This is a genomic window from Lacisediminimonas sp. (assembly GCF_030645335.1).
Lineage (GTDB): Bacteria > Pseudomonadota > Gammaproteobacteria > Burkholderiales > Burkholderiaceae_D > Lacisediminimonas.
Window position 1 is genome coordinate 1 of record NZ_JAUSNH010000209.1, and the last position, 15,288, is coordinate 15,288.

General features: G+C 62.5%; 8 protein-coding genes and 1 pseudogene. 8 read left to right on the forward strand and 1 reads right to left on the reverse strand.

What is annotated here, in order from left to right:
* The 7 genes from Q7T64_RS14610 to Q7T64_RS14640 all read left to right on the forward strand — a co-directional run.
* Window positions 1–901 (forward strand): acyl-CoA dehydrogenase family protein (locus Q7T64_RS14610; protein WP_304797188.1); only part of this gene is annotated, 901 nt, incomplete at its 5' end.
* A gap of 12 nt (window positions 902–913) precedes the next feature.
* Window positions 914–2,092 (forward strand): CaiB/BaiF CoA-transferase family protein, encoded by a 1,179-nt coding sequence (locus Q7T64_RS14615; protein WP_304797190.1) that lies wholly within the window; start codon window positions 914–916, stop codon window positions 2,090–2,092.
* 100 nt (window positions 2,093–2,192) lie between these two features.
* Window positions 2,193–3,014: a CoA ester lyase gene (locus Q7T64_RS14620; RefSeq protein WP_304797192.1), complete on the forward strand. Its 822-nt coding sequence runs from the start codon at window positions 2,193–2,195 to the stop codon at window positions 3,012–3,014.
* 70 nt (window positions 3,015–3,084) lie between these two features.
* Window positions 3,085–4,113, forward strand: a complete 1,029-nt coding sequence (locus Q7T64_RS14625) for a TRAP transporter substrate-binding protein (protein WP_370653338.1) — start codon at window positions 3,085–3,087, stop codon at window positions 4,111–4,113.
* A 40-nt stretch (window positions 4,114–4,153) separates the two neighbouring features.
* Window positions 4,154–4,975, forward strand: a complete 822-nt coding sequence (locus Q7T64_RS14630; RefSeq protein WP_304797194.1) for an FRG domain-containing protein — start codon at window positions 4,154–4,156, stop codon at window positions 4,973–4,975.
* A 174-nt stretch (window positions 4,976–5,149) separates the two neighbouring features.
* Window positions 5,150–6,697 carry an MFS transporter gene (locus Q7T64_RS14635; protein WP_304797196.1) on the forward strand — a complete coding sequence of 516 codons (1,548 nt, stop codon included), beginning with the start codon at window positions 5,150–5,152 and terminating at the stop codon, window positions 6,695–6,697.
* A 181-nt stretch (window positions 6,698–6,878) separates the two neighbouring features.
* Window positions 6,879–7,898: a DUF6352 family protein gene (locus Q7T64_RS14640; protein ID WP_304797198.1), complete on the forward strand. Its 1,020-nt coding sequence runs from the start codon at window positions 6,879–6,881 to the stop codon at window positions 7,896–7,898.
* A 3-nt stretch (window positions 7,899–7,901) separates the two neighbouring features.
* Here Q7T64_RS14640 and Q7T64_RS14645 read toward each other — a convergent pair whose 3' ends face one another.
* Entirely contained in the window at window positions 7,902–10,733 is a 2,832-nt protein-coding gene (locus tag Q7T64_RS14645) for an AMP-binding protein (RefSeq protein ID WP_304797199.1), read from the reverse strand.
* Between the two features lie 577 nt (window positions 10,734–11,310).
* Between Q7T64_RS14645 and Q7T64_RS14650 the strand changes: the two are divergent.
* Window positions 11,311–15,288 (forward strand): annotated as a pseudogene (locus Q7T64_RS14650) (hypothetical protein); the annotation flags it as partial.

Genomic DNA, 15,288 nt, shown 5'->3' on the forward strand with positions numbered 1-15,288 from the left:
CCAGATGTACAACATGGGCACGCTGCTGCGGCACGGCTCGGCCGCGCAGAAAATGCAGTACCTGCCGAAGATCGCGAGCGGCGAGTTGCGCCTGCAGTCGATGGGCGTGACCGAGCCGACCACCGGCACCGACACCACCCAGATCAAGACCACCGCCGTCAGGAAAGGCGACAAGTATGTGATCAACGGCCAGAAGGTATGGATCTCGCGCATCCAGCACTCCGACCTGATGATCCTGCTGGCCCGCACCACGCCGCTGGCCGAGGTCAAGAAGAAATCCGAAGGCATGTCGATCTTCCTGGTCGACCTGAAGCAGGCAATCGGCAACGGCCTGACGGTCAAGCCGATCATGAACATGGTCAACCACGAGACCAACGAGCTGTTCTTCGAAGACCTGGAAATCCCCGCAGACAGCCTGATCGGCGAAGAAGGGCAGGGCTTCAAGTACATACTCACCGGCCTGAATGCCGAGCGCATCCTGATCGCCGCCGAATGCATCGGTGACGGCTACTGGTTCATCGACAAGGTATCGGCCTACACCAAGGAGCGGGTCGTGTTCGGCCGGCCCATTGCACAGAACCAGGGCGTGCAATTCCCGATCGCCAAAGCCTACGTCAACACCCGCGCCGCCGACCTGATGCGCTACGAAGCAGCCCGCTTGTACGATGCCCACAAGCCCTGCGGCGCAGAAGCCAATATGTCCAAGATGCTGGCCGCCGATGCCTCATGGGAAGCCGCCAACGTCTGCCTGCAGTTCCACGGCGGCTTCGGCTGTGCCACTGAATACGACGTCGAGCGCAAGTTCCGCGAGACGCGCCTGTACCAGGTTGCGCCGATCTCGACCAACCTGATCCTGGCGCATGTCGCCGAACACGTACTCGGCTTGCCGCGTTCTTTCTGAAGGGAGCCGACCATGAGACCTCTGGATGGCATGACCGTCATTGCGCTGGAACATGCGATTGCCGCGCCATTTTGCACCCGTCAGCTGGCGGACCTGGGCGCGCGCGTGATCAAGATCGAGCGGCCCGGCACGGGCGACTTCGCGCGCGCCTACGACGACCGGGTACACGGAATGGCCTCGCATTTTGTCTGGACCAACCGTTCCAAGGAAAGCTTCACGCTCGACGTCAAGCACGAGGCGGCGCAAGCAATTTTTGCCGGACTGCTGGAAAAGGCCGACGTGCTGGTGCAAAACCTGGCGCCCGGCGCCGCCGCCCGCCTGGGCCTCTCCTATGAAGCGCTGAAAGAAAGATATCCGCGCCTGATCGTCTGCGACATTTCCGGCTATGGCAGCGACGGCCCTTACCGTGACAAGAAAGCCTACGACTTGCTGATCCAGAGCGAGTCTGGCTTCCTGTCCGTCACCGGCCCGCCCGACCAGCCGTCCAAGGCCGGATGTTCCATCGCTGACATCGCCGCTGGCATGTACGCGTACACCAACATACTGGCCGCGCTGTTGCAGCGCGGACGCACTGGCAACGGCTCCCATATCGACGTCTCGATGCTGGAAGCCATGACGGAATGGATGAGCTACCCGCTGTATTACGCCTTTGACGGCGCGCCGCCGCCGCCGCGTGCGGGTGCCGCCCACGCAACGATCTATCCGTATGGTCCGTTTCCCGCCGGCGACGGCAAGACCGTCATGCTGGGGCTGCAAAATGAGCGCGAGTGGGTCGTATTTTGCGAAAAGGTATTGCGGCAACCCGGGGTCGCCATCGACCTGCGCTTTTCCTCCAATGCCGCCCGCAACAACTACCGTGCCGAGCTGCGCGCCATCATTGACGATGTATTTTCAAAACTGACCGCAGGGCAAGTCACGGCCCGGCTGGACGAGGCGCAAATCGCCAACGCCAATCTCAACGACATGCACGACGTCTGGAACCACGTGCAGCTCAAGGCGCGCGAGCGCTGGACCGAAGTCGGCACGCCCGCCGGACCGGTGCCGGCGCTGCTGCCGCCCGGCTTGCCCAACACCTTTGTCGCCCGCATGGACCCGGTGCCGGCGCTAGGGGAACATACTGATTCCATCCTGGCCGAGCTCGGGTACGATGCAGCAGGCATAGCGCAATTGAGGGGGCAGGACGCCGTATGAATGAGCAGCGCATCAAGGCAAAGCGGGCCAGGCAGGCCAGGCAGGCGCGTGTTGTCCGCGCCGGCGGGGCAGGCCCGCGGCCATGCTGGCCAGGGCTGCCATGACAGCGCCGCAGCGCTCCTGGCTGTTCGTGCCGGGCAACCGGCCGGAACGGTTCGGTAAGGCCCTGGCCGCCGGCGCCCATGCCGTCATCATCGACCTGGAAGACGCGGTGGCGCCAGCCGACAAGCACAGCGCGCGCAGCAGCGTAAAGGCATGGCTGTCCCCTGCGCATGCGGTCTACCTGCGCGTCAACGCCCCCGGCTCCATCTGGTTCCAGGACGATCTCGCCCTGTGCGCATTGCCCGGTGTCGCCGGTATCGTGCTGCCCAAGGCTGAGCGCAGCAGCGACATCGGGGCGCTCGTTGGTGCCGGTGCGCGCCAGGTGTTGCCGCTGATCGAAAGCGCGCAAGGCCTTTGGAATGCCGAACAGCTTGCGCGCCAGCCACAGGTGCTGCGCTTAATGTTCGGCAATCTCGACTTCAGCGCTGACATGGGCATTGGCGGCGACCAGGACGAACTGCTGGCTTTCCGATCGCAACTGGTGCTGGTGTCACGGGTAGCCTGCATACAAGCGCCAATCGACGGCGTCAGCACCGAACTGGATGATGCGCAAGCGGTCGCGCGCGATACCGCACGCGCCCGCCGCCTCGGTTTTGGCGGCAAGCTGTGCATCCACCCGCGGCAAGTGCCGCATGTGAACGCCGGATTCATGCCCGATGTGCAGCAAATCGCATGGGCGCGCAAGGTGGTCGCTGCGGCCAGCGAGTCAGGCGGTGCGGCAGTCGCCGTAGACGGGCGCATGGTAGACCGTCCCGTCATTGCAATGGCACAGGAAATCCTGGCCGAGTCGGCCGGCAGCACACAGCAAGGCCCAAAATAAAGCAATATGCACGGCATCCAACAAAGAGCATGAAAGCCAGATGACATCCCGAAATGCCCAAGCAAAAAGCATGTCCCTGACGCGATCGCGCCCGATCGCGTGGAGCGCGGCCCTGGCCCTGGTGCTGGCCGCGATGCTGGCCTGGCCGCGCGCCTACGCACAGGCGCCGATCGTCATCAAGTTCAGCCACGTCACCACCACCGACACCCCCAAGGGCCGCGCCGTCGAGCGGTTCCGTGAGCTGGCCGAAAAAGCCACCAACGGCCGCGTCAAGGTCGAGATCTATCCCAACAGCACCCTCTACAAGGACAAGGAAGAACTCGAAGCCCTGCAGCTCGGCGCAGTACAGATGCTGGCGCCCTCGCTGGCAAAGTTCGGTTTGCTGGGCGTGCGCGAATTCGAAGCATTCGACATTCCGTTCATGTTCCCTTCCCGCAACGTGCTGCTGCGGGTAACCGAGGGCCCGATTGGCAGGAAAATGCTCAGGAAACTCGAACCCAAGGGCATCACCGGCCTGGCGTACTGGGACAACGGGTTCAAGGTCATGACTGCCAACAGGCCACTGCGCACGCCGGCCGACTTCCAGGGGCTGAAGATGCGCATCCAGGCATCCAAGGTGCTCGAAGTGCAGTTTCGCGCGCTCGGCGCCATTCCGCAGGCGATCGGATTTTCCGACACCCACCAAGCCCTGAAGTCCGACGTCGTGGAGGGCACCGAGAACACGCCATCCAACATCTATACCCAAAAAATACATGAAGTGCAGAAGCACCTGACCGTGTCCGGGCACGGCTACCTGGGCTACGCCGTCATCGCCAACAAGAAATTCTGGGACAGCCTGCCAGGCGACATCCGCGGCCAGCTCGAAGGCGCCATCAAGGAAACCACTCGCTACATCAACGGCATTGCCGAAGCCGACAATGCACAGGCGCTGGAAAACATCCGCAAGTCCGGCAAGACCCGGATCCATGTACTGGACGACAACGAACGGGCGCAGTGGCGGCGCGCCCTGCAGCCCGTGCGCGGCAACGTCGAAGCCCGGGTCGGCCGCGACGTATTGCAGGCGATCGACAAGGAAGCTGCAGCGCTGGGCTTCAAATGACTACAATGTCAGATCGCAAGCACCCGCCGCCGCGCACCACGTGAAAACAATCCAGATTACCAGTTGGGAAGAATTCGTCGCGCTGTCAGCCAATCTCGACGGCTGGGCATTCCGTGGCCACCAGGACGAACGCTGGCCGCTGATCAGTTCGCTCACGCGCTATCTGTATGACTTCATTCCCAATCACCTCGGCTGGCGCGCCCGGGAAGAACGGGCGATCCGGATCTTCCGGCGCAAAGCGCACAACTACCTGCCCGACGCCAATGTTCTCGAGGAGGACCTGCGCTGCCTGGCGCTGATGCAGCATCATGGCGCACCGACGCGCCTGCTCGACTTCACCAAATCGCCGTTTGTCGCCGCCTTCTTCGCGCTGGAAAAAGCGACCTCGAACGCCGCCGTTTTTGCGCTCAACACGCCGGTGCTGTACAACGCCACGCCAATTGGCCGTCCCGAGCTCACGCGCGACGAAATCGATCCGCGCGTCAAGGGAAATTTCGAGCGGCACTTCATCGATAACCATGAACAAGTGATCTGGATCGGCGAGCCGACCCAGATGGACCGGCGGCTGGTCGCCCAGTCCGGCACCTTCGTGTTGCCCGGCATGATCGACAAATCGCTCGACCAGATCCTGAGCCAGTACGGCACCAACGAAACCCTGATCAGCAAGATCGTCCTGCCGCAAGCCATGCGGGACGAAGCCATGCGCGCGCTGTACCGGATGAACATCACCAACGCCACGCTGTTTCCCGACCTCGAAGGCCTGGCCCGTTCGGTCGCCTTCGAACTGGAAATCATCTGGCCGGGCCTGATCGACGATCCGTCGTACAGCATGCGCGCCGGCCCCGACCCGGCCTCCATCTGACCCACGGAGCGCACAAATTCGGGCAGCCGGCGACAAGCATTGCTATCATCGGCGGCCGGCATGGGTTCGGCTGGCCGGTCCTTGCTCCTGGTTCGTCTGATTGCCGGTTTTATTTGCTGATTTTTGTTTCCTGATTCCGGTCCTGCTCCACGCCCACCAATTTGCCCGTCAACGATGTCTTCAACGCCCCCAGCCTGTTCCACGCCCGCCGCCCCGCCCGTCCAGCCTGGGGCCGACAGCCAAAAATTTTCGCCGCGCGACCTGCGCATCCTGATGGTAGGCCTGATGCTGGCCTTGCTGATGGCCGCGCTCGACCAGACCATCGTCGCCGTCGCCCTGCCGCGCATCTCGTCCGAACTGCAAGGCTTTGAACTGCTGGCATGGGTGGTGTCCGGCTATCTGGTCGCCGCCGCCGTGTCGACGCCGATTTACGGCAAGCTTGGCGACTTGTACGGTTGCCGTGTCATGCTGCTGTGGGCGATCTGGATATTCCTGCTGGCCTCGGTTGCCTGCGCGCTGGCCACCTCGATGCCGATGCTGGTCGCCGCGCGTATCCTGCAGGGCATCGGCGGGGGAGGGCTGTTTGCGGTCACCCAGGCAGCCGTGGCGGACGTGGTTTCGCCGCGCGATCGCGGACGTTACCAGGGCTATTTCAGCATCACCTATGCCACCTCCAGCATCAGCGGCCCGATGCTGGGCGGCTTCCTGACCCAATACCTCTCCTGGCAATGGATATTCTGGATCAACCTGCCGCTCGGCGCGGCGGCGCTGTTCATCACCCGTAACAGCCTGCACCGGCTGTCGGTGCCGCGCATCCGCAGCAAGATCGACTATCTCGGCGCGCTGCTGCTGTGCACCGGCCTTGCTGCTGGCATGACTGCGATCAGCCGCATCGGCCAGGGCGTAGCCTGGCTGACGGGCTCCAATGTCATCCTGTACATGGTGGCCCTGACCATGCTTGGCCTGTTCGTGCTGCAGCAATACCGATCCGATCAGCCGATCTTCCCGCTCAGCCTGTTTCGGATACCGGTGATCGCACTTTGCATGACCATCCTGTTCTTCAGCTTTTCGCAACTGATCGCAATGGGCATCCTGGTGCCGCTGCGCGCGCAAATGGTGGCTGGCATGGCGCCCCACCAATCCGCAATATTGTTGGTCACCCTGAGCCTGGGTAGTCCGTTTGGCGCATTTTTGGGCGGTACCTTGATCGGGCGTACCGGCAAGTACAAGCCGGCCATGCTGCTGGGCGCTTGCCTGCTGCCGCTGGCGCTTGCCAGCTTTGCCTTCACGGATCCGTCCAGCATGCTGTGGTCGGGCATTACGCTAGCCGTGGTCGGTTTTTCAATCGGCATCCAGTTACCGACCTCGCTGGTCGCTGTCCAGCATGCCGCGCCGCGTGCGCATATTGGCATTGCCACCGCGAGCACCACCTTTGCCCGTCAACTGGGTGCGTCGATCATCGTCGCCGGCATCACCGCAGTGTTGATGGGCGCGCTGAGCAACACCGCAGTGGGTGCATCGGTCGCCACCTCCGGCGCGCAGATGATGCGGGACCTGGTTGGCGCGTCCGCCGGCATGGCGCCGGCCGACCGCCTGCACATGACCAGCATCGCCGCCGACGCATTCCAGCGCACCATTCTCGTGTGTTCGGCGCTGACCCTGATATCGCTGGCGCTGGCCTGGCGTCTGCCCAATCACATATTGGACGATCGGTCCAAATAAGGACATCGCGGAAAGTCCCATCCAAACGATTGCTGACACCAGCGCCCGGTTGCGCTATTCAAGGCTGCACGAAAAACGCAAGCGATCGTGCTGGCCAGGGATGCACGGTTCACCCACCACGATCGAAAGTCCAACATCAGCAATCCGACACTGACCCGGATGCTCCAAAACAGGAGAATGCATGGCAAATTTCTGGCCCGCGTGCCCGTATGAAAATGCAGACAGGAAGTCCAACGGCAGCGTGCGCATCAGCGACGAATTCCTGCGCGCCCTGTGGCGTCGCGCCGAAGTCGCACCCGAAGAGACGTCATGCCGCAACGAGCGCGCCCTGCATGAAAAGTTACTCGCCCGCCCGCGCCAATTATTGAACGAACGCCAGCTCGCCACGATTGCCGACGGCGACACCCGCGCCAACTATGCTTTGCTGCAGTCGTTCATCGCACGGCTGCTCGCTGCATCATCTGCCGATGACGCTTACCGCGCAATTTTCAGTGGCGGCAATGTCGGCGTCGCGCCCCTGTTCATCGACCTGATATCCGAACTGATGCTGCGCGATTTGCTGCGCGACTGCAGCAACGCATTCGAAGTCCGCGCCGCCGAGCTGCTGTTTCGCAACCAGAAAGTCTCCATCCAGAACGGCGCGGTGATGCTGGCCGACATGCAGGCAATCGAGCGGCACGCTTCCGGCAAATCTTTCGGCGCCATCGGCCAGTTGCTGGTCGACGCCAGGATCAAGCCGCGCAATGTCGATCTCGATGTGCTGGGCCAGGCCAATGCCCACCAGTACTGGGAACGCAGCGGCGACCATGACATGGTGCTGCCGTTTCAAAGCGGCGGCGCTGGCCTTGAAGCCTTCTGCCGGGTGCTGGAAAAATGGATATTGCGCCTGCTCGGCCTGCGCACTGAAATCCATCCCTTGCCGGCAATCGAAGAGCAGCGCTGGGCATGGCATATCGGCCTCGATGCCGAGGCCAGCACCATCATGAACGAGCTATACCGGGGACAAGCGCTCAATGACGAGCGGCGCAGCCGCTTGCTGGCCCTGTTCGAAATGCGGATCTGCGATCCCGTCGAGTTGCGGCCAGAAGTCGCCGGCCGGCGAATTTACCTGGCCTGCGCCATGACCGAAGAGCACGTCTTGCGCATCAAGCCGCAAAATTTCCTGCTCAACATGCCGATCGTCGGCAAAAGCAGCCGCTAGCCCTCAGGCGGTCTCCCGCCGGCCCTGCAATCCGGTCGCCGGCACGGCAGCCATTCGCTTGCGCAGTGCCTGCTGGATATGGACCGCAATCGTTTCCCGACCGGGCTTGTCGATCATCGACGCGTGCGTGCCGCCGACATGCACCATCGTCAGGTCATCACAAAGATCCTGCCAGCCGTAGCCCTCGGGCTCGCCCGGCCATTGATCCGACGACAGGAACAAGGTCACCGGCGCCTGCAAGGGTTGCGCTTGCCACCTGCGCAGCGCCTCAAAGCGCAAATCCTTGGTCATCCGGTTGCGAAAGCGAAATGCCAGGCGGTTGGCATGGCGCGTCAACATCGTGCAGCCAGCCGTCAGCAGCGCATAAGCGCGCTCGCGCACCAGGAACGTGATCACGGGCGCCAGCAAGCGGCTCGACAAGCGCAGTTCCGGCAGCATCTGGTCGGGTTGCCACAATGGCCGCTCTTCTGCCACGTCCCAGCGCCGGCTGTCCAGCAGCGCCACCAGATCCACCTTGTAGCCGGCCGCCACCAGGCGCCGCGCCAGCTCGTAAGCGACGATGCCGCCAAAGGAATAGCCCGCCAGCCGATACGCCGGTTGCGGCCCATCGGCGCGCACCTGCTGGAAGGCCGCATCGACAATGGTGTCGAAATGGCAGTTCCCGGCGATCATCTGCCGCCACCCCGGATAGTCAATCAGGCGAAAGCGCACGCTATCCCCGAACGCCGCGCGAAAGCGCAATTGCAAAGGATCGTCCCCCAGGATGCCGGGCATCAGGTAAATCAGCGGCCGGTCGCTATCGTCGGCTGCTGCTGGCGCCGCAGGCGACGGATCGGCCATCGCACGCAGCAGCGCATTTTCCAGCTCGCTCGGACGCGAGCCGATACGCATTGCTTCCAGGCCCAGCTTGAAACCCAGGGCCTCTTCAACATGGAACCACAACTCCAGCGCCTTGAGCGAATCGCCACCGCTTTCATCGAAGGGAAGGTCCAGCCGGTAGCTGTGCGCGCCCAGCACCCTGGACCATGCCCGCTGTACGACCTGCCTTACTGCAGATCCTGACGCCGCTCGCCCCGGCTTGCCTGCCACATGCTGCATCGCCGCGCTGCACGCCGGGCCAGCGGCGGCCTGTTGCGCGCGGGGCGGCGGGCCCGCTGCACTGTCCGGCGACGCCTCATGCCCGCGCCCGGCATCGATGGACTGGCGTGATGCCTGGTCCAGCTGCTGCAGCGCTGCCATGTCCGGCTTGAAGCCCGGTAATTGCGGTATCGCCGGCAACAGATGGATCTGCGCCGGCCGCATGTAACCCGGCAGCCGCTGCGCCAGCATCGCCCGCAAAGCCTCCTGCAGCAGTGGCTGGGGCTGTGCGGACGCCACGAACGCCACCAGCGCCACCGTCTCTTCCCCCTGCTGGCGAGCGCTCACCACCACGTCCTCAACCCCGGCATGGCTGCGCAGCAGTTCTTCCACTTCGCCGATATCGACGCGTTGGCCGTGGATCTTGATTTGCCGGTCCTTGCGGCCGGTCAGTTCCCACAAGCCATCGCTGCGCGCGCGCACCATGTCGCCGGAATGCAGTATCCGTAGCGATGGATCATCCGGATCGGTCGTAAAGCCGCCGGGCTGCAGCCGGCCCGCCTGCCACAAGCCCAGCGCCAGGTAGCGGCTGCGCACCACCAGCTCGGCAAACTCGCCGGGCGCGGCCGGATTTCCTTCCTGGTCGACCGCACAAAAATCCACCTCCGGCCGCGGATAGCCGACCGGCACCCGTGGCCCATCCGGCTGCCAGTTGCGGGGCACGAACCACTGGAACACCGCCGGCATCTCGGTCGCGCTAAAGCTCGCCAGGAAGTGGCAAGCCGGCGGTGCGACTTGCCGGAACAACTGCAAGTCGGAAGACAAAGTGATATCGCCGCCAATGCGCAGCACCCGCAAATGCGCCAGGGCCGCCGCCGCGCCCGGTGAGCGCAACAGCATCCTGAACAAGGCCGGCACCATGTAACACAGCGTGATCTGCCGCTCTTCAAGGGTTTTCAGCACGCCATGCAAGCCATCGCGCTGCGGATCGCACAAAGTCAGCGCCGCACCATTGAGCAGTGCTGCAAACATTTCCCGCTCTCCGGCAATGGTGCCCGGCGAGCTCAGCAGCAGCACCCGGTCCGACGGATTCATGTGGCTGGAATTGGTCGCTTCGCAGACCCGCTGGAGCAGGGCGCGCTGGTTATTGCAAATGCCCTTGGGGCGCCCCGTGCTGCCCGAGGTGTAGAGGATCACGGCGGGCGCCGACACATCGAATTGTTGCGGCGCGATAGGGCCGTCCGGGTCGCGCTGGGCTTGATCCTGCGCAAACGTGTTGTCAGGTTGACCGCCATCGTCGTTGCTCAGAAGCAATAGTGACGTCCGCGCCGGCAGGCAAGCCTGCGCCGGCGCTATCTGCGCAATGGCCAAAGTGGATCCGGCCTCGTCGAATATGTCGGCAATCCGCGCAGCGGGATATTTCAAATCGACTGGAATATAGGCGCGCCCCGCCGCCAGGCAAGCCAGTGCCGCAATCGGGAAATGCACATCCGGATTGAGCATGATTCCCACTGGCGTATTACCCGCATGCCGCGCGATGCGTTCTGCCAGCCGCTTGACCTGCTCCAGCACCTGCGCGTAGGTGAGTTGGCGGCTGCCATCGGTCAGTGCGATGCGATCCGCATGCAGGTCTGCCGTCCGGCAGAACAGGGTGAAGATCGGCTGCTCGATCCATTCCTGCTCGAACCGCTGGAATGGGACATCCACCGGCCCGTTGAAGTCCGGCGCCACGCTGGCGTTGCGTTCAATCCATTGCATTTGCTGAGCCTTTTCCCTTTTGAACCCCCATCCCGACCGGCTGGCCCGACCCGGCACGGATCATCCGACCTGCGTTGCCGCCGCAGTGAGTGGACCAGCAAACGGGAGCGACGCATTCAACGCCAGCCCGGCCAGCCAATGCATCTGCAAGCGCGATACAGCGACAAGAATCTGCTCTTCTTGCCGGGTTGATCTGATACCCCTCAAATTAGCGCCGGGTTAATGAAAAGTGATCAAAAGCGCGCCGACAAGCAGACAGTTTCTGTAAGGCAATTAAATCGGTTTTGAATGAGGGTCGCCGGTAAACTTTCCACGGAGGAATTTTTAGTAACTGTTAGTAAGTCCAATCGTGAACTTTCTAAAATTAAAATGTTATTTCTCGGAAATATTTCTCTTTGGACTACCGTTCGTGTAGGAATTTGCCTTTCACTGCTGTAAGATTTACCGTACGTAACAGTGTGTTTCGGGAACCGATTGGGCGTTTTCGTTCCTGTTTATTGCTGCAAAGCAACATATTGGCATGCTGGCATTGGCTGTTTATCGCAGGGTCTTGGGGAAGTACAGAATGGCAAAAAAAATGAAACCGGGTTCGGGTCCGGCCGGTAGCAAGGGGCTACGCCGACTATTTAGCGTGGGCGTAGACAAGGTCGCCATGACCGTTGCCGCGCTGGCCACCTTCGCCGCAGCCCAGCAGGCCCAAGCCGCAGAAAAAGCCAAGCAAGCCACAGAAAACCGCCAAGCCGACGACGCCCTGACCCAAGCGCAGTCGCATGCCGCAGAACTGGCCGCAGCCGCAGAATTCACGGAACAACTGCCCGAACAACTCCTCGCCGCCGACCTCGAGCAACTCGCCGAAGAACTGGCCGCACTTGAAGGCGCCCCAGAAGGACAAACCGCAGGATCAGGCGAAGTCATGCCTGAAAGTCTCGACGGCACCATGCTGTCGCAAGCATCGCCTGTCACCGAACTTCCGCCTGGTGTGGACGCCCGTACCACCATGAGCGATAGCGGTGCCGGTGCTGGCGGCGGTGGCGGATCAGCCGGCAGTGCAGCATCGGCAAGCGCTGCAGAGGCCGGCGCAGCAGGTAGCGCCGCCGGTGGCGCAGCAGGCGGCGGCCTGGCCAGCATGGGCTCGGTAACACTCGGCGCGATCAGCATGCCGGTCGCCGCGATTGCTGGCGCCAGCGTCGCCGCTGCAGCCGCGCTGGCTGGTGGTGGCGGTGGCGCTAGCGGAAACGTCCTTTCCGCCGCGCAGACAACGACAACCGGCCTGGTGGTCGACGGTAACGTCCGCGACGCCACCATCTTCTACGACCGTAATAACAATGGCGTGCTCGACGCCGGCGAAGTGTCCGCCAAGACCAAAGCCGACGGTAGCTATGAAATGGTGGGCGACGCCTCGCTCATGACCGGCAAGCTGGTCGTGCTGGGCGACGGTTTCGACGTGCTGACCGGCCAGCGCGTGGGCATGATGACCGCGCCCGAAGGCTTTGCGTTCGTCAGCCCGCTGACCACGCTGGTTGCCGCCGCTGGCGGTGACGCCGCTTCGCAAAATGCCATGCTGGCCAAGCTGGGCCTGTCCGGCGCCGGCCTGGGCGGCAAGACCGCGCTGGAGTACCTCAAGACCTACGACCCGGTCAAGGCAATGACCAGCGGTACGCCGGCAGAAAAACTGCTGGCCGAAAAGGCATTCACGGTATCGCAGCAGATTTTCTCGGTCATCCAGACCGCAGCGGAATTGCAGTCCAAAGTTGGCGGCGGCGCTTCTGCCGGCCTGAGCAACATCACCAATATTGCAACGTCGATCGCCCAGTCGATCAAGAACGCGCCGGCAACGGACTCTAGCGGTAATCCGGTTTCCGCTACTAACTTTGTCAACCAGGCTGCCAACAAGGCAGTTGAAGCAGCACTTTCCAGCGCCACTACCGAGGTGCGTGACGCGCTGCAAGCCAACGTTACCCGCGCGCTGTCCAACGTCAACGACGCCATCGCCACGAAATACGATGGCCTGGCTGTCAAACTGACAGCCGCCACTGCCGACCCGCTCAACACGACGGCGATTGCCGAGCTGGCCGAGAAAATGGCGATTGCCGCCGTTTCGCAAAACACCATGATTGCCGGTATCCGCGCAATCGACACCAGCAACCCGACCACGCTGGCGAATTCGCAAGATTCCCTGCTTGTAGTAGGTGACGCGCAGGCACTGCAAAAGCTGCAGACCGAAGTGTTCGTCGACGCCGTCATTGCCGGCTCCGCCACGGCTGAAAACCTGTTCCTTACGGTGAACGAGGCGCTGGCGCTTGTCAGCCCGTCCACCAGCAAGTTCACCATTGTCGACACCCAGGCCGAGATCCTGGCCGAGGTGCACACGAACCCTGTGTTCGGTTACGCCGTCGGTATCGTCGTCAAAGATGCGATCCTGCTGTCGACCGCAGACGACCTGATTGCCAAATTCCCGACGGTTGCTTTCCGCAACCCGGAAGTGAGCTTCAACTCGTCGCCGAATTCGCTTTCCTATAACGCCGTCCTGACGCTGACCGAAGCGGGTATCCGCTTCCCGGCAGAAGCTGACATGTCGGTGACGTTCACCTCGGGGCAGCTCGCAGACGTCGTCGAGCATGCCATCCAGTTCAAACTGGCCGGCGTACAGCACCTGTCGGGTGGTTCGCTCACCCTGTCCTTGTTTGACGCCTACTCGATCGCCGACGCGGGGCTGGATTTTGCCACCGCCGGCACCATCACCATCGATCTCGATCCGGGCAGCGACTTCTTCGCAGACGACTTGGCCACGCTCGTTGCCAGCGTCAGCGACATGGCTGCGGTGAACATTGATGCGATCGGCTCCAGCAATGGCCCCTTAAGCATCAGCCTTGCAGACGCTCTTGCAATCACTGCAGCAGGACTGGAATTTTCTGCGGCCGACACCGTCACCGTACTGGTGTCGGCAACAGACGCCGCCAGCCTGGCCGCCAACGCAGCCAACCTGGAATTGAAAGGCGTAGACCACATTGCGCTGGTCAATGGTTTAAATGACCTGACACTGACCTACGAGCAGTACACCACCATTCTGGCTGACGCATTGACGTTCACGAACGGCAATATCACCGTCAGCATGACGCCTGAGCAAGCGGTGGCGTTTTCGTCTACACCAGGCGAGGCCTTCAATGCTGGCATCGACCAGATCGCGCTGCTCACGCCTTCGATTGAGCTGACCGCGCTGGTGCCAATCTTCGCTGCCGGCATTAACCTGCGCGATGCTTTTCCAGTCGTCGTGAACGTCACCTCGGCTGACAGTGCGTTGCTTGCCAGTAATGCCCGTGCATTGGCGCTGGAAGGTATTCGAACATTCGGCGCGTCGGTTCCTGCAACGGTGACCGAGGCGGTTGGCGTGGCGTTGGTAAGCAACGGCATGGCATTTTCGCCTTCCAGCGACATCACCATACTTGTGGCGAACGATGCCGTTGATGCCTTCGTGACAATTGCCGTCGTGCTTCAGGCGCTGGACAGTTCAGGTGTGGATCATGTCGCCGCTCCGAGCGGCACGCTGCAGCTGACGATCGCGCAGGCGCAGGCAATCATAGGCGCCCGTCTTGACTTCCTCGGCACCGGCGAAGTCTCGGTCACGTTCGACCCGAACGACCCGGCATCGCTGGCCGCGGTGGCCGACGCTGCCGCCGTTCTGAAGGCAGCCGGGGTTGACTATATCGCCCCCACCAGCAGCCCGCTGGCGCTGACGCTGGATGAGGCAGAGTCGATTTTTTCCGCTGGCTTTGCGTTCGACCCGACGGTCGCCGTGTCGCTGGAAGTCACGTCGGACGAACTGCACGGCTTGCTGGATCCGACACTTTCCGACCTGCTCATCAGTAACAACCTCAACACGCTGACGGTCACTGACCTGCCCGTGTCGCCGGATCCGGCCATGCCGATCACCGGTGAACTGGCAGGCGATCTGTTTGCGCTGGGCTTCGACTTTGCGCCATCCCAGAACATCGCATTACTGATTACCAATGCCGACGACCTGACGGCTGCCGGACTGAATGCTGCCGACTTCTTCGCTGGCGGCCTGACGGCACTGAGCATCGTGCCGACCGACGGCGCGGCGCTGAGCGCCATCCTCGCCAGCTCCACCTTCGCCGCCGATATCGCCGCGTTGAAAGCAGCTGGTTTTGCTGCCAGCACGGTTACCTTCGCGCCTGGCCTGGAACTGAGCTATGCCGAAGCCAGCGCTGCCGTTGCTGCCGGACTGGTGTTTTCCGCGGGCGACGTACTGTTTTCGGCAACCACGCCCCAAGTCGTATCGATCGCCACACCGGCCGCCTATGTCACCGCCGGCATCGTCGAATTGCAGTTGCTCAGCCCAAATATCGGCCTGTCGACACTGGCGCCGATCCTGAATGCCGGTATCGACCTGACCAATGGCGCTGACATCCGCGTGAATGTTTCGTCCGCAGCCAGCACCGGCTTGGTCAATAACGCGGCAATCCTGGCCGAGCAAGGCATCACCACGCTGCGTGCGACGGATTTGGATGGTGTAGCCACACCGATCAGCCTGGAC